This is a genomic window from Roseburia faecis (genome assembly GCF_001406815.1).
Taxonomy (GTDB): domain Bacteria; phylum Bacillota; class Clostridia; order Lachnospirales; family Lachnospiraceae; genus Roseburia; species Roseburia faecis.
The window spans coordinates 1-20,911 of the sequence record NZ_CVRR01000006.1; the positions used below are offsets into that span (position 1 = coordinate 1).

Genomic DNA, 20,911 nt, shown 5'->3' on the forward strand with positions numbered 1-20,911 from the left:
AAAAGTTAATACAAAGAAACGCCAAAACCGACATTTGCCGGAATTGGCGTTTCTTATATTAGGGACTTATTTTACAGCCCCCATAACTGGTGTTACCTTGTTTTGGTTTTTCGACAACTATCAGGCAAATCTGGTGACCACGGCATGATCTTTTCAAGAGCGTTACCTAGAACGTTGTCCCAGGGATATTTCATAAGCTCTGTCAGAAGATATGGAAAATACTGATATGGCTTCAGATTGTTTGCCTTTGCGATTTCATCAATGCTGTAAAGCAGTGCAATGGCTCCTCTGATCGAATCAATGATGTGCCATGAATGCTTACCTGCACAGAATGCCTTGATACTTTTCTCGGCATCATTAAAGAATGCCCTCAAGTAAATTTCCTGATTAATAGAATAATTAATTGTTTCCTTCAGATTCGCACTACTGATGTTTTTCAGCTGTGCTGTTTGACCCGTGCGAAATAAGCATCCACAAAAGACTTTACTGATATTTATCTATTATCCAGCATCTCCTTTGCGGGTAATCTCTTAAGAATTTTCAAGATGGTACATAGCATCTATTCGCTGCACAGCTTCCGCGGCCACTTTCTGAGTTGGGGTTAATGCGGCTCCTTTTCTGATGGATTTGATGAGTATTGCGAACTTCCGTCTCGCATGTGCCCAGCAGCAGCTACCTCGATATCATCACTATGTTTTGCCAGCGTATGATAAGGATGGTAGCCATCGGTAATCAGTGTACCTTTATAACCCCGTAGATAATCTCGGATCACATCTTTCTGTGCACAGACTCAAGGCAGTGTTCGTATAGGCGTATCATCCATCCAGTCATATCCTGCCACGGGATATTAACATCGTTTCGCAAGAATTCCTCCGACAGTCAGTTGCGCGGCACAGCGTTAACACACTTGGCATTAAACACTGTAGCAGCAAGCTCCAGTGTAAGGATACTGTGAGGGAGAAGACAAGTCGGGCTTTTAGCCCGCTGATTCCACTTTTATCACCATTAGAAACACAAATCTTAATGTGGTGTTCCAACACTTTGAATCTGGCAAGAATCCGCTCCATTGTCAAAGTAAGTTCATTTCCGCACTATAAGGAATTAAGGGATTTTGACTTTGAATTTCAAACATCTATTAAACCGGAAATCAGGGATTTTGAAACACTGCGTTTTTTAGAGGCCGCAGAAAATATCGTTTTTCTTGGTTCCAGTGGTGTGGGGGAAAACACATCTGGACACTTCCATCGGTATAACTGCCGCCAAGAAGCAATACAGCACCTACTTCATAAAGTGCCATGATCTGATACAGCCGCTGAAGAAAGCAAAACTGAAAAAATGGCTGGAAACCCGGCTAAGGCACTTTTTAAGTATAAGCTGTTAAGCATTGATGAATTAGGCTATTTACCGATTGAAAAAGATGACTGAAAGCTGTTCTTTCAGCTGATTGATCTGCGAGGTGAAAAGCAAAGCACTATTTTGACTACAAATATAAATTTTAATTTCTGGGATGATGTATTCCATGACCCAGTCATCGCAAATGCAATCCTGGATCGAATTTTGCACCATGTACATGTAATAAACATAACCGAAAAATCTTACTAGTTAAGGGAATACATGACTCAAGACAATGAGTAAGCAAACTTGTACATACTTAAATGATCAAAAATGTACATTTTGATGTTGACATTTATATTCTCTTTTATTTTCATTGATGCCAACCACTAGCTTATATACCCTATTTTTTCTTTTCATCATCCAAATTATTATTTTGAGCAATTATCGTTAAAATTTTTTCAACTTCCTCCGCTGAATATCCTGTCATATCGATTCCTTTATATTTGAATCGGCTCTTTTTATATTTTGTCAGTGCAGCTACAATAATGGGGGTCAATCCTGCAATAACGCATGGCATAACCTCAATTAAAATTGTTATCAGCCTTATGTCGCCATTAAAAAATTCACTTTGGCTTTCCTGCATCTTACAGCCCAAGCGCTCTATTTCATCCTTTAATTCATAATCCTCTTCCGCCAATAATAAAGTTAATTTGTCCATTTTTATAATCCGCCTTTCTGCGAAAGGCACCAATGCGTCATGAAACTTGTTGGGCACTTTCGCTCTCTATTTTCTTTTTCTGTTCCCTTCTAATATTATTTACCTATAAGACTGACACACTACAGAACACGTGGAGGTGAGTGGCGGGGCTGTATAGCGGCGACCTCGCATTTTTATTTGTTGTCGGTCATCCGTTAAGGCATCAAAGATTGGCGCATAACGTAGCCCGTAAACTTATCTCTTCCAAAGTCGACTCGATTTTGCCGGATGACCAGTCACTGTCAGTTTCATAACCATAACTCATCAGGAGGTACTTTTATTGTCGTTTAAAATCCTTAAAAATAACTGCTGTGGACTTGATGTCCACAAAACCTGGATCTTTGCCTGTATCGGCATCACGGATTCCCTTAAACGTACGGAGTATAAACAAGCCCGCTTCTCTTCCTTTTCCAAAGGCCTGCAGGAGCTGTATGACTGGCTTTCTAAATACAACTGTACGGATGTCTGCATGGAATCTACCGGCAAGTACTGGATCCCTGTTTTTAACGTCCTGGAGAAGAATAACATCTGGGTTACTCTTTCCCACCCCAAATATACCAAGCCTCAAAAAGGCAATAAGACCGACCGTAAGGATGCCCGGTGGATCTGTGATTTATATATGTGTGGAATGGTAAAGCCTTCCTTTATTCCACCTGCTGACATCCGTGAATTACGGGATTTGGTAAGATACCGTTTCAAGCTCACCTGTATGATCACCGGTGAGAAGAACCGTGCCCATAACTGTCTTACCGTTTCTAACTTTAAATTAGATGATGTCTTTTCTGATATATTTGGTAAATCTTCACGTTCCATAACGGAACAGATTTTACAACACCCCGGGGAAACTTTTGATGTAGCACCTTTTGTTGATGGCAGATGTAAAACTCCTATCGGGGAAATACAGGCTGCTGTTGATGGTGCCATATCCAAAGAACAAGCTGTAAAGCTTAGACAATGCTTAAATCACATCGATGAATTAGAAATGCACAAAGTGGAAATAGAACGGGAAATCTTTCGCTTCAGTGATAAATATGAAAGCGTTCTCTATCTTATACGAACCATACCAGGATTCGATAAGAACCCATTGACTGCTATTCAGGTGCTATCTGAAATCGGAGGTGATATGTCTGTCTTCCCCACAGCTAAAAACCTCGTATCATGGGCTGGATGTTGTCCACGTAATGATCGGAGCAATCATAAAATCAAATTCACCAGGATTTCCCGTGCTGGTTCCTATTTTAAACCAGTTTTGGTGCAAATTGCAAATGCTAGATCAAATCTAAGAAACATCCTGAATTTACCACTCGGTATCGACGTATAAAAGCACGTCGTGGTCACAAGAAAGCCATTATTGCCATCTGTCGTATGATCCTGACCGCTATCTGGCACATACTCACAGATTTGAAACCATATACCCCAGAAGGCTTTCTTGAATCACGTCCTGTGAAGAATGAAAAAGTTCTTTCCACTTCACAAGCACTTAATCTTTTGAAACAGCGAGGCTACATCATCAAAGATGAACCTTTAACAACTTCCTGATTAGGTGTTGTGTATATATTCAATTTTTAAAACCGGCTGCTTAGGCGGTTTATTTGTCATGTCCTCTATTTCTTAACTGGCCTCTGCTTATTTGTTTCAAACTTGTTCTCCCTTCTACCATCTCAATTTAATCTTAAAACATCTTATTTTTCTAATGAACAATTTCTATATTTTTATGCATTTCCGAATATATGTGTAATATTTCATCTATATTTAGCGCTTGAAGTATAGGATCCATCGCCATAAAATCTAGCTTTGGATTCTTCATCTGTTCCCGTTTCATTGCCAATTGCACATTTGATACTAATTCATCATGAGTAACAGCGTTACCCACGGCTTCTGCATTAACCACCCCAGTACATTGTTCTTTTCCCTTTTCCCTTTTTATATACATTCCTTTAAACTCTTTCGTTATATATCCATCCTGATACATATGAAACACTGTATATATTGCTGACTTATAGTAAAACTCATGAATTTCATCTAATCCTTCCAAAATACATTCTATTCCATCGTTTAATTTCTTTTTGAAATCAGATTCATCCGCGAACTTCATAAACACATTAAATAATGGCACATATTTAAGAAATTCAGGATCTATATCACGCCCTTCTTCTATCATGTACATTTCATTTAGTACACAATTTACAAAAAGCTGTACCCTACTTATATGCCTTGATTTAATATGCTTTACCCTTCCTTCAAGAAATCTTATCATCTGTGTCACCATATGATTCGTTTCTTGTATTGTTAATATTCTGATTATTGTATCAATTGCAAAAAAAGCATCCTCCAATTTGCAATCGTTTTCTGCTTCCAAAATATCATATAATGCCATGAAATCACAATAACTCTCTTCTATAATTTGTTCAATGTCGCCAATTCCCTCATCCCCATTATCTATCCTTTTTTGTATTTCGCTATATATATTATAAAAATGAGTCCATGACATAATTTCTGGTTTGCTTGCATTTAATAACTCATAGGCACCCTTATCGTTTCCTATCTCCTCCGTCAATTCCTGAATAATCAAATGGCTTCTTTTATTTATTCCCCCTGCAACCGAATTCCATATGTCATCGTTTCCTTGTTCTCCTATTCCCATTTCTCCAAAATACCAAGCAGCTAATTTATTGAGAGGTACATTATTTTCACGTTCTAACTCTATATGATGTATCTCATGTGCCATTAAAAAAATCCCGCTTTCTCTCATCAGCACCGCTTTCCATGCAGCTATCCCCCCTCTCTTAAACAGGTTATATTGTTTTTCTCTTACCCAAATTTTCGTTTCTCTTCTATACAATATATTTGACTGCTCAATATAATGAAACGCGGCATCATAATATTCATGTACAAACAATACATCTGCCATAATTGCATATATATCTTTAATAATAATCTCGTAATTTATTTTTCTTTCATAAGCATATTCCAAAAAATCTTCCGGATCAATTCCATTTGCTGTGGCCCATTTAATATATTCTTTGGGATCCTCTTTTTCCAATTGTTCTACTAATTCCGGTCGTTTAAATCTTCCCAACGAATCTTCATTTGTAAGTAATGCTGAAATAATAACCTTTGTGAAATCACAAATTTGACTGTAACTTAAAATTATTGTTTTTTCACCATCTATAGTTAAATATTCAGATGTCTTTTCTAAATCGGAGACCCATTTTATGCTAGCCATCTCTTTATCCAAGCCACATCTCTTATAAATTTCTTTAGCACATTCTGTTAGATCATCAAATAATTCTATAATATGATAAAACGCCTTAAAATCTTTGACCAATTCATCGTATTTCGTTTCCGCGGATGAAAAAGGTTTTATAGTATCACTTACCTTCGCCTCAAAATTTTCTTCCAATCCATCAAAAATCTCTCTTAACTTTTCTGTACTGCAAACCTCACATTTATTAACTAATTCATTTACTAATTTTCTCCATTCTTTCAGCGAAAAATTTTCTGTTTTTTCTAAAAAATCACATTTAATGGCAGATAATATATTCGATGAAATAATATGTCTAGTATTTTTCAAATAATCTCTAATTTCATCAGAACTATAAGTACACCAAGGATATGCTATATATTTAGGCTTCTCACTCATTTTCCACGCTTTCCTTCCACATTATATATACAATAAAAGTTTCATAGTGCCAATGCAATGAACTACGATCTTATTGAAACTGCTAAAACCAGTTACCCTACAGAAATGCAATTTTTTGTCGTGTTACTCACAACTGAGGGTTTACTTTTTCTCTAATATATATCTCATCATCAATTTTTAGTACTTTTTCCCCATATTTATAATTATATAACTTTCCAACCACAATGTAAAGTTATATAACTGTAAAGGACTGCATAAATTTACCTTCGGAGACAATAGAACAGAGTTCTCCCACGACGTGCAGATAAAGCAGTAAGCATGACTTATGGATTTAATATACATCTTTTATACCCAACTATAAACGAGCAAATTTGAAAAATTGCACAAAACTACACTGCCAATTTCATAAACGAGTCAAAGTCATCGCTTTCCCTTGCACATTGAAACAGATACCGATACTGTTCCTGTTGGATAATATCGTGTATCCGTTGATATCTGTTTTCAAAAAAGCATGATTCTTTTGCCCCTGTAACACATATATGATATGCCAGTGACATCAGTAGCCAGTACCGCCGGATTCCCTGGCAGAACGTATCTTGTAGCTGCCCAGAGCCAGTTTATCCTTCCACTTTCAGAAAAATGCTTCGATTTGCCACCGGCATACAACAGGACAGGATTTCATCGGTTGATAATGATACAGCGGTGCTGAGAAAAGCCCGCAATGCTTTCGGATTTCCAAATGCTTTTTCCGAGTAGCTCAAAAGAACAACAGTATTTTCGATACCATTAAGTTTTCCTTCATACCGATACACATAGTAATTTTTGCGTTTAACTGTCACAAGGTTAAAATCTGAATATGTTACTGAACAGAAGGGCAGCGAATTCGCTGAGTTTCTTCCTGATCCTGAATGGATAAATCGTCCGGTTCGTTTTTAATGCACCAATCGTATGAAATCCTCTTTCCGCAAAGGCACTAATTATTTTTTCAGAAACATACCAGCAGTTGCAGAGAAAATAGGACGTTACCGGAGAAACCGGTAATTCCTCTGCAATGTTTTGCACAATGTCGATTTTGGAAAAGGATTTATTGTACAAAACAAAAGCATAATTCAAGACTATGCCGTTGTAGGAAAGCATGACAGCAACAGCCTGATACCCATAATTCTGTTTTCCTTTTAAATGGAACTGGTGGAAATACGCATCTTCAATTGGATGCAGAGCCCGTGACAAAGGCTTTGTCTATGAAGCGATCGTATTATCCACAATGCAGAAAACAGGCTTTCCGGTACGTAATGCTTCTGAATAAATAATTTCAATGACAGAACGTTTTAAAGTATCTGTAAGTAATGAGCCATCCCATTTCCCAAAGTTGAGAAAATGGGCAACCGTAGTCCTGTGACAGGAGCTGTTTTTAGCAAAGTCCGTGGTTTTTCCGTGATATCCTGTGACCAGAATGCTCATAAGATGATTTATCACCCAGTTAGAATAAAATTTGCAAAGGTTAAATGCTTATTTCGCATACTATTGCAAATTGACGTTATACTTTTTTTGTAGTATGCTATATATATAAATAATTTCTACGAACTGAGGTGAAAAATGTCAAGTTCCAAAAATGATTTAGCAGATAAAGAAAAGAACAATGATGAAATGATTGACTGGTGGGTTGGAACTGTTATCTTGGCTTTTTTCCCAATGATTATATCTATTATAACAAGCCTTTGTAGGTATGGAAGTGTTGATCTAAACCGTATGTTTGGAGATGGTGAACTAATTCTATCAGCATTTTTGATTACAACTCCTTCCTTGATCAATTTTTATAAAGAAAACATTTATCAACAAGGATCTAAAGTGCTATTTTACTTATTACTATTTACAGCTTTCTTTCAATTGGTTGCATATACTTCTATTAAAACCAATTCATCCAACGAACCTACAGTTGTATATATTACCTCCGCTTTATGTGTGTTTTCTTCAGTAATTATTTCATGGCTGGGAGAAAAAATATGCAAAGGAGGACTTAGCAAATGAACTTAATTGATTTATTCACAGATGTTCTTCCTATTTTTTCGGCCTTGTTAAGCCTAATAGCTTCCATCATTACTTTGGTATTTACCAAACGGATTAACAAAAAGAAAGATGATGTTAACAAAGTTACCCTTAAACTAAATAATAAAAAAATTAATGTTGACGGATATAGTGAAGAAGAACTAATGAAAATCCTCTCAAATGTTATGAAAGAAGAAAAACTTCAAAAGGAGCAGTTCGGCAAAACGGAAACTGAGAATTCATCTAAAAATTAATATTTATCAAAAGTTTGAACTATCTAAAAACATGAAGATATGTTGTTACGGTTAGCAACTTACAGGGAACAGATAACAAATCTGTTAAAGATATGAATATTCAGTTGAAGAAATAGGCTTTGGACTTACTGTTGTGTCTCTTCGGGGATATAGGGATTGAAATTGTGCTGTTATTTGGAGGCGAGGGTGCGGACATTTTCTTGGACTATCTAAGTGACCAATCCAAGTCTATGTCTGTACTCTATAGGACTCAAATATCCTAATGATTTTTTTATTCTTTTTTCATTATACCAATAAAGATAATCATTTAAAATACCAATAAATTCTGAGATGTTTACCCCAGACCAATCTGCATTATAGAACATCTCATTTTTAATTCTTCCAAATACGCCCTCGCAGGCAGAATTATCAGGTGAACAGCCTTTCTTTGACATTGATCGTATGAAACCATTTTTCTCCATCCTGTCAATCCAGCCTGGCCAGCGGTAGTGTACGCCTCTGTCTGAATGTATGATTGGTTTTTCTCCTACAGATAGTAATTTAGCTGCATCGTCAAGCATAGAATTGACAAGTAATGCATCTGGAGAAGTGCTTATATTCCAATTGACAAGTAAGCCATCAAAACAATCTACTATAGGCGATAAATAAACCTTTCCTGCCGGAATTGCAAACTCGGTTATATCTGTTAACCACTTTTCGTTAGGTTTAGATGCAGAAAAATTTCTGTTAATTAGATTATCTACTGCTGGAGATATTTCACCTTGATAGGAATTATATTTACGAGTTCGTTTGATTTTTACTACAAGTTGTTCTTCTTTCATAATCCTACGAATAACTTTTTCTGAGACAATTATATTTTCACGCTTAAGTAGGGCGTGAATTCGTCTGTAACCATATCGACCTTTATTCTCTGTAAATAATTCAATGACTCTAACACGTAAAAGTGTATATTTATCTTCTTTTTGTAGGGATTGTTCCTGATAATAATAACTACTTTTTGATAATTGTAATTTCTGTAATAATAATGGCAGTGGGTATCTATTTTTCAAGACATCGATTATCACCGCCTTCTCTCTGTTGCTGAGAGCACTCTGATCGATGTCTGGGTCTTTTTTTAATACATTTATCGTTTCTTTAAGAATGTCTATTTCTAATTGCATATCTTGCATTTGAGCCTTCAACTGATTTATTTCATCAGAAGAAATATCTGTACTTGAAACAGAACCTTCTACTAATGTTCCCGGAGTAATGTTTTTGTGATTCATAAGACCTAATGTACCTTCTTTTAAATAACGTTTTCGCCATTGATAAATACTAGCTCTACTATACCCAATGTCTTCTGAAACATATTTTATATTTTCTCCGAGTTCATAGCAACGGTGAATTGCATCTAATTTTACTTCTAATGGAGGATTGCGAGGATGATCAGGAGGATTATCAATTACAGGGTATTCTCTCCTTGTTTTGGGTGGGGTATTTTCTTCAGCAATCCATGTGTACAGATTTCTACGTGTTGGATACCCTAGAATCCTAATAGTTTCAGTTACAGACTCTGTTTGATGATATATCCGTAGTGCAATATCCTTTTGTTCTTTTGAATACATAAAAAGGCTCCTTTCGAAGCCCTATAGTAGTCCAGAATTTTGTCCGCACCCTCCCGTCATTTTGTTAGCTGAAATATTGAATTTTCAATGTGCGAATCCCATTTTAGGTGTGGGAAGTTTTAGTTTATTATTCTCAGTCAAATGAGCCACTGACATGGATATTTTTCTACATCTGGTGTTAAACATAGATGATTAGGGTATACGAAGTAAAATGTCATTATTTTTCGTTTTACATGACCTTGTGTATCCCCTCCCTTCTATGGCCGTCAACCTCCCATGTCTAACAGGATTTGGGTACTTTCCAGCTTAACCTCTTGATTACTTCTTTATCGTGGCTGGGATCAGGTGTCAAGGGTAGAACCGTTCCACGGCACTTTGTGCCCTTGATAACTTATTCCAACCGCGATACACTTGCAATAAGGTTCAGTAGTTATGCTACCTGCAGCATCTGTTTTTGTGGTCTTCTGATGTCACTTATCATCTTTGCTCCATCGTAATCAACTCTCGTTGTCAGGATCTTATATGCGATTTTCAAAAACTTACATGCCACTGCAACAAGCGATTGTTTCTTCTTTTTTAAAGGATTCTCTTCCCAGTGCGTGTAATAGTAGTGCAGTTCTTTAAACTCTTCATTCTTACCTACAAGAGACAGCGATGCTTCAAACAGTAAATATCTCAGCTTTTTTCATCCCCGTCAGCTTATCCGGGTTTCTCCCTGATGCTTCCCTGAACTATCCTCTACCAACGCATATCCAGCTAATTTCTGTATCTGTTTCGAATTATCAAAACGTCTTATGTCTCCGGCTTCAACTGCTAATCCCGATATTGTTTTTATTCCTACTCCCTCTATCTGGAGCATTTTTTCTACATATGGAATCTCTTTTACCAGTTCATCTATAAGTTCTACTAGTTCTTCCATTCGTTTGCTGTATCTCTCATAGTCTGACAAAAGTTTTTTATTTCCATACATGCTGTAGTCAGACCTTCCCGGCTTCCAATGCTGTGCTCTGCAGCTTCCACAAGCTTTATTGCTCTTTTCTTTCCTGCACCTCGCAGCTTGGCATCCCGCTAGATTTTGTTAACCCCATCCACACCTAACGCGCTGATATCAGCAGTCAGTGGCGCCTGTTCCGGCATCGTCAATCTACTTTTAGATTCACTTTTTCATAAGCGTCTTTATACTCTGGAAAATAAGTGCCAAACTATCTTGCAATCCTGTTCAAAATCCTTGTGAGTTCCTCCTGTGTCTGAAATTTCAGATTTGAAGCACTCCTGAGTTCTGCATAGACTCCTTCCGGAAGGTATGGATAAGTAAATCGCCCATCTTTGATCAGTCCTGCAATTACTTTTGGATCTTTTCGGTCATTCTTTGATGGGTTATTATCATCAAGTTCCTTTGACTGCTTTACATGATACTGGTTGACGAGTACCGGCTTTCTGTCTTTATCCTGTAAAAACTTTCCAAGATCAAACCAGTAGTGTCCTGTAGGTTCCATGCCTGGCACCAATTCCTCCTTGCCATTGTCTTTTGCGGTGTCCTGCATCAATTCTAAAAAACTGGCAAATTCAGCTTCTGTGTTGCTAAATTAGGAAAGCTTTCTTCGAGTACTCATAACCTCTCCCGTCAAAAGCCCTTGAATAAACGGTTTCGCTGCCTACATCAATACCTACGACTAAAGTGTATTCATTTCTTCGTAAATCCTCGACCACAAGTACCTTATCATGATATCATATTTTTGAGAAAATATCTCTTGTATCGTATAGCTCGAATCGTGCGATTCGCGCAATTCGTCCAATAAATACTCGGAAGTATCTCTCATGAACACGAAACAAAAATTACACCAGCTTCGTATGAACGAATGGACTACCCGTTTTTCAAATCAGAAAACAAGCGGGCTGACTATCAAAGAATGGTGCAATCAAAACAACTTATCCATTCACACTTACAACTACTGGAAACATGCTCTGAAAGAAGAACTCGCCAGTCAGGTTCTCCCGGACATTGTTCCAATCGTTATCCCTGAAACACCTGCATCTCCTGCTCCAATCGTATCTAACGATTCGGCTCTAACAAATTGCGTGATTCGCTCGATCGCAAAACTTACATACAATAACATCTCCATCGAATTCGATTCTGACATTTCAGAAGCATTTCTGGTAACCATCATTAAGGCGGTCCGCCATGCTTAAAGATGCTGATCTCGACGGTCTGCCTGCGATCACCGGCTTCCGGATGAAGAACTGGCCAGACTTTTTCCTCACAGATACAAAGGACTTCCGGACGAGATCTATCGCTGGCTTCACATCATCCATGCAAACGAGACACCTGTTAAGGTGATGCGTATTGATAACAACAAGATCAAAAACGGAAGGAAAACCTACATGTGGGTATACCGTAACCGCCCAACTGAAAAGGCCAGGTCGTCGATCGTTCTCTTTGACTGGCAGAGAGTGCGATGATCTGACCATCGGCGGCTAGCGGATATACGCAAGGCGTCCCAACTTTATGAAATCCCTCAATAGCATGATTGGAAAAGCATTGCCCTATAGGAATCCTATCTCCTCACTTTCTTGAATGATGGCGATGTTCCTACGGATAATAAGTATGCAGAACAGGCAATTCATCCTTTTGATCGTAAGAACTTCATTTTGATTGAGACCTCAAACGGAGCCCGTGTCAGTGCAATGATCTACAGTATTGTTGAGACTGCGAAAGCCAATTACCTGAATGTTTATCAATACTTCGAATTACTTCTCCCTGAGATTCCAATGCACATGAATGACGCAAATCTAAAATTCATGGATGAACTTCTTCCAGGGACACCACGTGTCCAGGAGAACTGTCCAAGTCGTTTTAAGAAATCTTAATTATATATATCAAAATCAGCTTAACCCTACAGTAATGCAGGGGGGTACTTTGTCGTGGTACTCACAATTGAGGGCTTACCAATCCGTCGTCTTCCCAGACCAGGCCTTTGATACTACATGCATATCGCAAATCAGAACAAATATTCTCACAAAGAAATTCTATTTTCACGGACGCTTCTCCATTCATTTACTTCAATGTTAATAATACAAATTGTTCTTTCAGCCAGTTACAATTTTTCGAAGTAAATACAAGCCCTTATCACTTTCATGGTTGCATTTACTATAAAATTTTATCTAATTTCTAACCATCTTTATCCAAAGTTGACACTATGTGAACAGATATATTCAATAACATATTTTCTTGCATTTGATAACGAATTTTTTTCATCAACTGGCTGGTAATTTCCGTCAAATTTTCTATTTCTGTTTTATCTGATATTATTTTTTTGCACATTTCATTTGCACATGCTTCTATTGCAATAGATATTTTTTCCCTTTTATACCAGGTTTGTTGAAAGAACACTGGATACCGTACAGAATTATATGCCCAATTTACGATATCAGATACTTGATGAAAGTTTTGATAAGTTATATATTCATCACAAATCATTTTTGATTCTTCATTTTTAATATTCATTCTTTTCCCCTGATATCCAGCAAAAAAGAGAGCATGATATATAGATGTTGGCCTATTTTGCGCAAATTCTTTTAAGAATAAATTCATTACATCCAAATTTTTATCATATCTATAATTTATTTTCGCGAAATTGCAAGCAAGCAAAAATTCCAAAATCGACCTATGTGCAAAATATAATCTATCATCATTTCGATTAAACAAAGAACGATTTCTTTTTCCATCAATATAATCTATATATGAAGTATTCGTTATTTTTTTTAGTTCATTAACATATATATAATAGTCACCTCTTTCTGGAAAAACTTTATACATATATACAGCAGCTTCATTAATTAGTTTTTCTAATGTATATCTTACATTTTCCGTTCGCAGAGATTTATTTTTTTTAGAAATGAAGAATGCTTCTCTTTTTATCCAGTTTTCAACAATCTCATTATAAATATTCAACAGTCCATGATACGAACCTTTTTTTATTATCAACAAATCCATGTAACTAATAATAACAGGTCTACATGCCAGATTCCCACACTTATAAATAATTCTACGTGCTTTTATATATTTATCAATTCGAAATTTATACTTTCTTATCAAATAAAAAATAACGTCCAAATGTGTAAAATCACAAATATGAAATATTTCATATTTTTCATTTTGAAGTGTAAGTACCCGATCTATGCCAATATCCCTATTTAAAAATTGATCATTATCAAAAAAGTTATTACGTGATGTAATAATCACCTTTGGAAACCATTTTGTTTTTTCCTCCAGCATTTCAAAAAAAGCTTGTGGATTTTTATTTGCTTCAGAAGCTTCATCAAAGGCATCCAACAATAATATAGTAGCTCCTTTATTTTCTATTGCATCAATCAAATCTAATGAATTTGATAATTTTAGGGGAACATATTCGATGTCATAGTTTCTTTTAAAAAATTTACATTTAAATATTGCATACAAATTCACTAAAAATGTTGATTTTCCTGTCCCCGCCTCTCCTAAAATTAAAATAAATTGTTTCCGACCTTTTATAAGCACTTGGTTTATAAATTTATTAAATCCATATATTTTTCTATTTTTCTTTAGACGGCTTTTTACAAAATAATGGGTATAATTCCAAAATTCTTCCTCACTTAAAGAAAGAGGACGTATTTTCTTCAATATTCTAATTATATATATACGATAAAAAATATATATAATTTGTGCAATCGTATACAATGCAGCTATATTTGACAATAATTTTGTAATATCTATTTTATGTAAAATATGTAGTATGTTCAATCTTCATCCTTTCACGGCTGATAATCTTTTATATTTCTTGTAACAATATATATTTTTTCAAGATGTTTTTATGTCAACACTGGAATCTCTCATTTCCGTATTTCATTGATCTAATTCAGATCTTTCTAGTCACAGACGTAATCTTATTTCCCCTGCAAGTATTCATCAATACCATCTGCAATCTTATTCTGGTACTCATCGGTTGCCATTTTTTAATCTTCTTCCTATTCTCTATTAATAAGTTTGTTTATTTTTACAATTTTATCTCAAAAATATATTTTTATACTATCTCCGTCATCATCAGTAGTCAATCCAATTCTGTTTTAATAAGAAAAAGTGATAATATATTCTTTTTTTGTCATACATCATCACTTTTTCTTACTTAAATATTCTATTTTTATTTAATACGGGTATTTCAAATTAATTTAACTCAGAACTGGAACTCTTCCTTCCAATATTGCGTTGATCTCATCCAGATCCTTACCTGTGATGGATGCAATGTTTTCCGTGGACATTCCACTACGGTTCATTTTAAGAATAATTTTTGCTTCTCCTACAACTTCTCCCATAGCTTTACCTCGCACTTCCCCTTCGGATTCTCCCAGCTTTCTGGCAGCACTTACTTCACGTTCGATGTCATCCTTCATCAATTCTCTCAACGCATCACACATATTCGCATCCCTCCTTATTTCACGATACAACTCATCATTTGCCCTGACACTTACCTGTAACACAGCCTCTACATTCTGCCGGTCACGCGATGTATTCATTCCTTCTGCTTTTCTCAGGAATTCCTCCACGTCTTCTTTCTTTGCATGATTTGACAAAATCCTCAAACTCCGATGCTCTCCCGGCTCTAATTCCTGTGTCACAATAATCTGCACTGGAAACGGCAGATGTTCTGTCACATAATAAATTCCCGGATATTTTTCTTCTATGTTTATGTCCATACTTCTGCAATGTCAAAAACATTTTCTCCGGTCGGGTTGCTCTGAAAATAGATACTGTCAGTTCATTGATTGGATATCACTTTCTTTGTTTAACTACTTAGCCATCACCTAGATAACAGTTTATTCAATTTCTTATCAAATGTTTTGATATCATATTTCTTTACACAACTATACGCATATAAAATACAGTCCACAAAGTCTAAATTATTTTCCGCATATGCGTCAAGTCCTACCTGAATAACTTCTTTTTCTGCAACTGTCACTTCTGACAAAAATTCCATCAATGCATCCCTAATCTTATTTCCATCAACAGAATATACGCCCTTTAATACATATACAACTTCCGCAATAACCTCAATTGGAACCATTGTAACTTCTGTTTTTATAATACTTTCAGCTTCTCTTGCCATTGCCTCATTATCATTCAGAAGATATCTTAAAATAACGTTTGCATCAAGCACTACCATGCTTTTCTGTCACCGCCTTTTCCCAAGCATATTGTTCTTTCTCTTGTAAGCTGGGATCTGCATATTGAGCCAATATCCCTCTCGCTGATTTTTTTTCATCTTTTGAATCTGATTCATCCATAAATTCGTCCAAAACTGTTATAATCAATTTTTGATTTTTCTTTGCATGAATTTTTTCTAAAGTTCGAACCATGTTTCCGTCATAGTATCCCTGCAAAGCCAACATACCAGTCACCTCCCCTTCTTAATTCCATACCTCTGCACGTTCAAGTATAAATTTCTTCTTTTAATTTACCCCAACACCGGAACTTTTCCTTCCAGTATTGCATGGATCTCATCCAGATCCTTGCCTGTGATGGATGCAATGTTTTCCGGCGACATTCCGCTGTGGTTCATTTTAAGAATAATTTTTGCTTCTCCTACAACTTCTCCCATTGCTTTACCTTCCGATTCTCCCAGTTTTCTGGCATCTTCCAGATCATCCTTCATCAGTTCTCTCAACGCATCACACATATTCGCATCCCTCCTTATTTCACGATATAACTCATCATTTGCTTTAACACTTACCTGTAACACAGCCTCAACATTCTGCCGATCACGCGGTGTGTTCATTTCTTCTGCTTTTCTCAGGAATTCTTCCACATCTTCTTTCTTTGCATGATTTGACAAAATTCTCAAACTTCGATGCTCTCCCGGCTCTAATTCCTGTGTCACAATAATCTGCGCTGGAAACGGTAAATGTTCTGTCACATAATAAATTCCCGGATATTTTTCTTCTATTTTATGTCCATACTTCTGCAATGTCAAAAACATTTTCTCCGGTCGGGTTGCTCTGAAAATAGATACTGTCAGTTCATTGATTGGAACTGCATCTACACGTTCTCCATAGCCTTTGTACAGACATGCATATCCGACTGTCTTATAAAAATCATCAATAGTCAGTGCATCTTCCGGGCTCTTATACTCGATCACATTATATTTTTTCATGATATGACCGATTTCATTCTTAATTCGTCTGTCACTTTCTTCTTTTATAATAAGAAGATCAATGCGGATTGGTTCTTTGCTCAGATTGTATTCCGGCTTTAACTCCAGCCGTTCAATATCTTCGTGGAATTCGAGCCCCGCGGCAGCGCAAAATGCCGGATGCCACTGGAGCTTATCTGGTGCATTTTTCAAATTGCTTCCTCCTGTTTGTGTGAATCACGATTCCGCAACATCGCAATTTGTTTTCGTGCACAAATGCTTAGTTTTCACCTCTTTCCTTTTCGATTTTCCCTCCGCAATCTTTTCCTGTCTTTATGATAACCTATTTATTTTTCTCCATCAAGCAGTTTCTTGTATCCCGAACACCCAAAATAATCTCATCGTTACTGTTCGCATCAAATTGTTAACGGAATCAATTATTAAAAAGAAGTGATGATGTATTGTTTTTCATATACATCATCACTTCTTTTTACTTTCTTATGTTGTTTTTAGATATTTCTTATTTTTCCTCTAATCCAGGCCACTTCTGGTCTTTCTCCGAAAGTGTCAGCGGTGTCCCATCTGCCATACAATATCCTTCCGCCGACGGGATTCCGCGATACCCACCTGTCACATCCGGCCACCGGATACCGATCTTTGGGTCATTCCATGCCAGGCCGCCCTCGTCGTTCGGATGCCAGAAGTCATTGACTTTGTAACAGAACTCTGCCTCATCGGACAGGACCAGAAAGCCATGCGCAAAGCCTTCCGGAATCAAAAACTGCTTTTTGTTTTCCTCGGAAAGTTCCACTCCGTACCATTTTCCATAGGTTGCGGAACCTTCCCGCAGATCCACTGCCACATCAAACACGCTGCCGCGCACAGCGCGCACGAGTTTGCACTGCGGATAGTTGATCTGGAAATGCAGTCCGCGCAATACGCCTTTGACGGACATGGACTGGTTATCCTGTACAAACTGGATATCGAATCCGGCTTCTTTCATTTCCCGTTCATTGTAGGTCTCCATAAAGTATCCGCGGGCATCCCCGTGTACGGCCGGTGTAATCACACACAGCCCTTCGATACCGCCGACATTTTTTTCAACTGTTATCTGTCCCACTGTTTTTTCCTCTTTCATGCTAATTTGTATCTATTCAGAACCCCCTCAGAATAGTTACGCTGATTTTAATATTTCACTCTGCCCTCTGCGACTGCTTTCAAATGCTCTCCATACGGACTCTTTCCGTAGCGTGCGGCCGAGTCCATCAGTTTTTCCTTTGTGATCCACTGATTGATATATGCGATTTCTTCCGGCGCGGAAATGGTCACACCCTGACGGTGCTCGATCATCTGCACAAATGCTGCCGCATCCAACAGACTGTCCATCGTTCCGGTATCCAGCCATGCAAACCCACGTCCGAGCAGCTGCACATTTAAGTTTTTCTGCTGCAGATACAGGTCATTTAAGGTGGTGATCTCCAGTTCGCCACGGGCGGATGGCTGCACCTGTTTTGCCATTTTGCTCACGCCTGCCGGATAGAAATACAGTCCGGTCACGGCATAGTTGCTCTTTGGCTGTGCCGGTTTTTCTTCAATGGATACGGCTTTTCCGTTCGCATCGAAATCCACGACACCGAAACGCTCCGGATCGTTGACATAATAGCCAAAGACGGTTGCCTGTCCCTCTTGTGCATCCTTTGCGGCATTGCGCAGAATTTTTCCGAATCCGTTTCCGTAGAAAATGTTGTCGCCGAGTACCATGGCACAGGCATCCTCTCCGATAAATTCCTCTCCAAGCAAAAATGCCTGTGCAAGTCCGTCCGGGGACGGCTGCACTTTGTAGGACAGATGAAGCCCGAACTGATTTCCATCCCCCAAAAGTGCTTCAAATCTCGGGGTATCTTCCTGCGTGGAAATAACTAAAATATCACGGATGCCTGCCAGCATCAGTGTAGACAGCGGATAATAAATCATCGGTTTGTCATATACCGGAAGCAATTGTTTACTGGTTACCATCGTCAGCGGATACAGCCGTGTCCCTGCGCCGCCTGCCAATATAATTCCCTTCATCTTAAAGTTCCCCCTGTCGCTTTAATTCCTGCAGATACCGCCCCAGTGCGTCCTGCCAGGTTGGAAGCGGTGTAAATCCATTTTCTTTCAGTTTCTTTTTTTCCAGTCTGCTGTTAAACGGACGCGCTGCCTTTGACAGACCGTATTCCGCGGTTGTCACAGGCTGCACTTCGGTAGCGAGTCCTGCCTGCCGGTAAATTTCTTTTGTAAAATCATACCAGGAGATGTAGCCACCTTCGTTTGTCGCATGATAATAACCATATTTTTCGGTTTCCATCATGTCAACAAGCAGTCTTGCCAGATCGTAAGTATAGGTTGGTGTGCCGATCTGGTCATTTACCACGCACACCTGTGGGTGATTTTTCGCTACCTGCAACATGGTTTTGATAAAATTCTTTCCATTTAATCCAAATACCCAAGCGATACGAACGATGAAATACTTTTCCAGTGTCTGTGCCACTGCCAGTTCCCCACCAAGTTTCGTCTGTCCGTATACGTTAAGCGGTGCGTATGCTTTGCAGTCCGGCTCCCACGGAGTCTCGCCCTGTCCGTCAAACACATAGTCGGTACTGATATAGATCATTTTGGCATCTGCTTTTTTCGCTGCGTCCGCAATATGTTTCGTTCCATCTACGTTGATGGCTCTGACTTTTGCCTGATTTTCTTCGTCCTCTGCTGCATCCACAGCGGTCCATGCCGCACAGTGCACGATGGCATCCGGCTGTACTTGCATGATTGTCTGTTCCACTGCTGCCGCATCGGTGATGTCCAGCGGCACATACGATGCACAGGATTCCAGTGTCGGTGCAATATCCGAACCGACTGCCTGATGTCCGCGCTTTGTCAGTTCGTTTACCACATCATGTCCCAGCTGTCCGGCAACGCCTGTCACGAATACTTTCATATTTATATGCCTTTCTTTATATCCCTTTTTTCCCATACATTTCTTTATAGTAATTTTGATACTCTCCGTTTACGATATTCTCCCACCATTCCTTATGATCCAGATACCACTGGATGGTCAGGCGGATACCATCTTTAAACATCGTCTCCGGCAGCCAGCCCAGCTCGTTGTGAATCTTGGTCGGATCGATGGCATAGCGCATATCGTGTCCTTTTCTGTCCTGCACATGCTCGATCAGACTCTCCGGCTTGCCAAGATATTCACAGATGAGTTTTACGATATCAATATTTTTCATCTCATTGTGTCCACCAATGTTGTAGACTTCTCCGACGGTTCCGTTGCGCAGGATCAGGTCAATCGCCTTACAGTGATCCCCGACATACAGCCAGTCGCGCACATTGAGTCCCTCTCCGTATACCGGAAGCGGCTTATCTGCCAGCGCATTTGCAATCATAAGCGGAATGAGTTTTTCCGGGAACTGGTATGGGCCGTAGTTGTTGGAACAGCGGCTGATCGTCACCGGCAGGCCGTACGTTCTGTGATATGCCATAACAAGCAGATCCGCAGATGCCTTGGAAGTGCTGTAAGGACTGGAGGTGTGGATCGGTGTATCCTCATGGAAGAACAGATCCGGACGGTCCAGTGGCAGATCTCCGTATACCTCATCCGTGGATACCTGATGATACCGTGAAATACCATACTTCCTGCATGCGTCCATCAGCACGGAAGTACCGATAATATTGGTCTGCAAAAAGACTTCCGGATTCTCAATGGAGCGGTCCACATGGGACTCCGCTGCAAAATTGACGATCACATCCGGTTTTTCTTCCTCAAAAAGGGTATATACTCCCGGACGGTCGCAGATATCGAGTTTTACGAAACGAAAATTCGGCTGATCCATCACCGGTGCAAGCGTGGACAGATTGCCCGCATAGGTCAGGGAATCCAGACAAACAATGCGATCCTGCGGATGTTCCTTTAACATATAGAAAATAAAGTTGCTGCCGATGAAACCGGCACCGCCCGTTACAATAATGGTCATGAGCATTTCCTCCTGTGTGCATTTACGATTTCTATATTTATTTCCATTATAAAAGGTGACGCTAGGTCACCTTCAAGTCTTTTTTATAGATTT

At 38.5% G+C, this 20,911-nt stretch carries 25 protein-coding genes and 2 pseudogenes; 9 read left to right on the forward strand and 18 right to left on the reverse strand.

Annotation, left to right across the window (positions count from 1 at the left end):
• Nucleotides 1-530: 530 nt before the first annotated feature.
• Both M72_RS18175 and M72_RS18180 read right to left on the reverse strand, forming a co-directional pair.
• Entirely contained in the window at nucleotides 531-638 is a 108-nt protein-coding gene (locus M72_RS18175) for a hypothetical protein (RefSeq protein ID WP_141652688.1), read from the reverse strand.
• Nucleotides 602-772 carry a hypothetical protein gene (locus M72_RS18180; protein WP_405560102.1) on the reverse strand — a complete coding sequence of 57 codons (171 nt, stop codon included), beginning with the start codon at nucleotides 770-772 and terminating at the stop codon, nucleotides 602-604. The genes M72_RS18175 and M72_RS18180 overlap by 37 nt, the downstream gene beginning before the upstream one ends.
• Before the next feature lie 269 nt (nucleotides 773-1,041).
• Here M72_RS18180 and M72_RS17790 point away from each other — a divergent pair, with 269 nt between their 5' ends.
• Genes M72_RS17790 through M72_RS17800 form a run of 3 tightly spaced genes read left to right on the forward strand, consistent with a single transcriptional unit; the run spans nucleotide 1,042 to nucleotide 1,602 of the window.
• Nucleotides 1,042-1,299, forward strand: a complete 258-nt coding sequence (locus M72_RS17790) for an ATP-binding protein (RefSeq protein ID WP_314733820.1) — start codon at nucleotides 1,042-1,044, stop codon at nucleotides 1,297-1,299.
• A complete protein-coding gene (locus tag M72_RS17795; protein ID WP_314733822.1) occupies nucleotides 1,250-1,381 on the forward strand; it encodes a hypothetical protein in 132 nt (43 codons plus the stop codon). Before M72_RS17790 ends, M72_RS17795 begins: the two co-directional genes overlap by 50 nt.
• Before the next feature lie 47 nt (nucleotides 1,382-1,428).
• Complete coding sequence (locus tag M72_RS17800) at nucleotides 1,429-1,602, forward strand: ATP-binding protein (protein WP_314733823.1); 174 nt, start codon at nucleotides 1,429-1,431, stop codon at nucleotides 1,600-1,602.
• Nucleotides 1,603-1,735: 133 nt separating this feature from the next.
• Here the strand turns inward: M72_RS17800 and M72_RS03090 are convergent, their stop codons facing one another.
• Entirely contained in the window at nucleotides 1,736-2,053 is a 318-nt protein-coding gene (locus M72_RS03090; protein WP_055067140.1) for a hypothetical protein, read from the reverse strand.
• Nucleotides 2,054-2,372: 319 nt separating this feature from the next.
• Between M72_RS03090 and M72_RS03095 the strand changes: the two are divergent.
• Nucleotides 2,373-3,631, forward strand: a pseudogene (locus M72_RS03095) (IS110 family RNA-guided transposase).
• Nucleotides 3,632-3,782: 151 nt separating this feature from the next.
• Here the strand turns inward: M72_RS03095 and M72_RS03100 are convergent.
• The 4 genes from M72_RS03100 to M72_RS17505 form a co-directional block, all read right to left on the reverse strand.
• Nucleotides 3,783-5,735, reverse strand: coding sequence for a hypothetical protein (locus M72_RS03100; protein ID WP_055067141.1), 1,953 nt, complete (start codon nucleotides 5,733-5,735; stop codon nucleotides 3,783-3,785).
• A gap of 617 nt (nucleotides 5,736-6,352) precedes the next feature.
• The gene (locus M72_RS17495) at nucleotides 6,353-6,496 is read right to left on the reverse strand and encodes a hypothetical protein (protein ID WP_261291777.1); all 144 of its coding nucleotides are present in this window, start codon (nucleotides 6,494-6,496) and stop codon (nucleotides 6,353-6,355) included.
• 82 nt (nucleotides 6,497-6,578) lie between these two features.
• The gene (locus tag M72_RS17500) at nucleotides 6,579-6,872 is read right to left on the reverse strand and encodes a hypothetical protein (protein ID WP_261291778.1); all 294 of its coding nucleotides are present in this window, start codon (nucleotides 6,870-6,872) and stop codon (nucleotides 6,579-6,581) included.
• A 102-nt stretch (nucleotides 6,873-6,974) separates the two neighbouring features.
• Complete coding sequence (locus tag M72_RS17505; RefSeq protein ID WP_055067142.1) at nucleotides 6,975-7,196, reverse strand: hypothetical protein; 222 nt, start codon at nucleotides 7,194-7,196, stop codon at nucleotides 6,975-6,977.
• Nucleotides 7,197-7,331: 135 nt separating this feature from the next.
• On the opposite strand from M72_RS17505, the gene M72_RS03115 reads away from it, so the two are divergent.
• Both M72_RS03115 and M72_RS03120 read left to right on the forward strand, forming a co-directional pair.
• Entirely contained in the window at nucleotides 7,332-7,763 is a 432-nt protein-coding gene (locus tag M72_RS03115; protein ID WP_055067143.1) for a hypothetical protein, read from the forward strand.
• Complete coding sequence (locus M72_RS03120; RefSeq protein WP_055067144.1) at nucleotides 7,760-8,035, forward strand: hypothetical protein; 276 nt, start codon at nucleotides 7,760-7,762, stop codon at nucleotides 8,033-8,035. Before M72_RS03115 ends, M72_RS03120 begins: the two co-directional genes overlap by 4 nt.
• A gap of 209 nt (nucleotides 8,036-8,244) precedes the next feature.
• Here M72_RS03120 and M72_RS03125 read toward each other — a convergent pair whose 3' ends face one another.
• Nucleotides 8,245-9,639, reverse strand: coding sequence for an IS3 family transposase (locus M72_RS03125; RefSeq protein ID WP_082413753.1), 1,395 nt, complete (start codon nucleotides 9,637-9,639; stop codon nucleotides 8,245-8,247).
• Nucleotides 9,640-10,069: 430 nt separating this feature from the next.
• A pseudogene (locus M72_RS18030) lies at nucleotides 10,070-11,349 on the reverse strand (IS110 family RNA-guided transposase).
• A gap of 108 nt (nucleotides 11,350-11,457) precedes the next feature.
• On the opposite strand from M72_RS18030, the gene tnpA reads away from it, so the two are divergent.
• From tnpA to M72_RS18190, 3 genes are all read left to right on the forward strand, one after another.
• On the forward strand, nucleotides 11,458-11,829 hold the full coding sequence (gene tnpA, locus M72_RS03140; protein WP_055067145.1) for an IS66 family insertion sequence element accessory protein TnpA: 372 nt from the start codon (nucleotides 11,458-11,460) through the stop codon (nucleotides 11,827-11,829).
• 117 nt (nucleotides 11,830-11,946) lie between these two features.
• Complete coding sequence (locus tag M72_RS18185) at nucleotides 11,947-12,099, forward strand: IS66 family transposase (RefSeq protein ID WP_416389696.1); 153 nt, start codon at nucleotides 11,947-11,949, stop codon at nucleotides 12,097-12,099.
• Between the two features lie 111 nt (nucleotides 12,100-12,210).
• Nucleotides 12,211-12,507: a transposase domain-containing protein gene (locus M72_RS18190; protein WP_055067146.1), complete on the forward strand. Its 297-nt coding sequence runs from the start codon at nucleotides 12,211-12,213 to the stop codon at nucleotides 12,505-12,507.
• Nucleotides 12,508-12,808: 301 nt separating this feature from the next.
• On the opposite strand, the gene M72_RS03150 is transcribed toward M72_RS18190, so the two are convergent.
• The 9 genes from M72_RS03150 to rfbB form a co-directional block, all read right to left on the reverse strand.
• The gene (locus M72_RS03150; RefSeq protein ID WP_055067147.1) at nucleotides 12,809-14,419 is read right to left on the reverse strand and encodes an NACHT domain-containing protein; all 1,611 of its coding nucleotides are present in this window, start codon (nucleotides 14,417-14,419) and stop codon (nucleotides 12,809-12,811) included.
• A 425-nt stretch (nucleotides 14,420-14,844) separates the two neighbouring features.
• On the reverse strand, nucleotides 14,845-15,369 hold the full coding sequence (locus M72_RS03155; RefSeq protein WP_055067148.1) for an RpnC/YadD family protein: 525 nt from the start codon (nucleotides 15,367-15,369) through the stop codon (nucleotides 14,845-14,847).
• A 104-nt stretch (nucleotides 15,370-15,473) separates the two neighbouring features.
• Nucleotides 15,474-15,836 (reverse strand): PIN domain-containing protein, encoded by a 363-nt coding sequence (locus M72_RS03160; protein WP_055067149.1) that lies wholly within the window; start codon nucleotides 15,834-15,836, stop codon nucleotides 15,474-15,476.
• Complete coding sequence (locus M72_RS03165) at nucleotides 15,823-16,062, reverse strand: hypothetical protein (RefSeq protein WP_022045387.1); 240 nt, start codon at nucleotides 16,060-16,062, stop codon at nucleotides 15,823-15,825. The genes M72_RS03160 and M72_RS03165 overlap by 14 nt, the downstream gene beginning before the upstream one ends.
• A 65-nt stretch (nucleotides 16,063-16,127) precedes the next feature.
• Nucleotides 16,128-17,015: an RpnC/YadD family protein gene (locus M72_RS03170; protein ID WP_055067150.1), complete on the reverse strand. Its 888-nt coding sequence runs from the start codon at nucleotides 17,013-17,015 to the stop codon at nucleotides 16,128-16,130.
• Nucleotides 17,016-17,322: 307 nt separating this feature from the next.
• Nucleotides 17,323-17,922 (reverse strand): dTDP-4-dehydrorhamnose 3,5-epimerase, encoded by a 600-nt coding sequence (gene rfbC, locus M72_RS03175; protein WP_055067214.1) that lies wholly within the window; start codon nucleotides 17,920-17,922, stop codon nucleotides 17,323-17,325.
• 65 nt (nucleotides 17,923-17,987) lie between these two features.
• Nucleotides 17,988-18,872, reverse strand: coding sequence for a glucose-1-phosphate thymidylyltransferase RfbA (gene rfbA, locus M72_RS03180; protein WP_055067151.1), 885 nt, complete (start codon nucleotides 18,870-18,872; stop codon nucleotides 17,988-17,990).
• Nucleotide 18,873: 1 nt separating this feature from the next.
• Nucleotides 18,874-19,776 carry a dTDP-4-dehydrorhamnose reductase gene (gene rfbD, locus M72_RS03185; protein ID WP_055067215.1) on the reverse strand — a complete coding sequence of 301 codons (903 nt, stop codon included), beginning with the start codon at nucleotides 19,774-19,776 and terminating at the stop codon, nucleotides 18,874-18,876.
• 16 nt (nucleotides 19,777-19,792) lie between these two features.
• A complete protein-coding gene (gene rfbB, locus M72_RS03190; protein WP_055067152.1) occupies nucleotides 19,793-20,818 on the reverse strand; it encodes a dTDP-glucose 4,6-dehydratase in 1,026 nt (341 codons plus the stop codon).
• Nucleotides 20,819-20,911 lie beyond the last annotated feature (93 nt).

Bases quoted from the DNA above. Each gene is read 5' to 3' on its own strand.
- M72_RS03090 (WP_055067140.1), bottom strand. From the start codon at position 2,053: ATGGACAAATTAACTTTATTATTGGCGGAAGAGGATTATGAATTAAAG.
- M72_RS03100 (WP_055067141.1), bottom strand. From the start codon at position 5,735: ATGAGTGAGAAGCCTAAATATATAGCATATCCTTGGTGTACTTATAGT.
- M72_RS17500 (WP_261291778.1), bottom strand. From the start codon at position 6,872: ATGCTTTCCTACAACGGCATAGTCTTGAATTATGCTTTTGTTTTGTAC.
- M72_RS17505 (WP_055067142.1), bottom strand. From the start codon at position 7,196: ATGAGCATTCTGGTCACAGGATATCACGGAAAAACCACGGACTTTGCT.
- M72_RS03115 (WP_055067143.1), top strand. From the start codon at position 7,332: ATGTCAAGTTCCAAAAATGATTTAGCAGATAAAGAAAAGAACAATGAT.
- M72_RS03120 (WP_055067144.1), top strand. From the start codon at position 7,760: ATGAACTTAATTGATTTATTCACAGATGTTCTTCCTATTTTTTCGGCC.
- M72_RS03125 (WP_082413753.1), bottom strand. From the start codon at position 9,639: ATGTATTCAAAAGAACAAAAGGATATTGCACTACGGATATATCATCAA.
- tnpA (WP_055067145.1), top strand. From the start codon at position 11,458: ATGAACACGAAACAAAAATTACACCAGCTTCGTATGAACGAATGGACT.
- M72_RS03155 (WP_055067148.1), bottom strand. From the start codon at position 15,369: ATGGACATAAACATAGAAGAAAAATATCCGGGAATTTATTATGTGACA.
- M72_RS03160 (WP_055067149.1), bottom strand. From the start codon at position 15,836: ATGGTAGTGCTTGATGCAAACGTTATTTTAAGATATCTTCTGAATGAT.
- M72_RS03165 (WP_022045387.1), bottom strand. From the start codon at position 16,062: ATGTTGGCTTTGCAGGGATACTATGACGGAAACATGGTTCGAACTTTA.
- rfbA (WP_055067151.1), bottom strand. From the start codon at position 18,872: ATGAAGGGAATTATATTGGCAGGCGGCGCAGGGACACGGCTGTATCCG.
- rfbD (WP_055067215.1), bottom strand. From the start codon at position 19,776: ATGAAAGTATTCGTGACAGGCGTTGCCGGACAGCTGGGACATGATGTG.
- rfbB (WP_055067152.1), bottom strand. From the start codon at position 20,818: ATGACCATTATTGTAACGGGCGGTGCCGGTTTCATCGGCAGCAACTTT.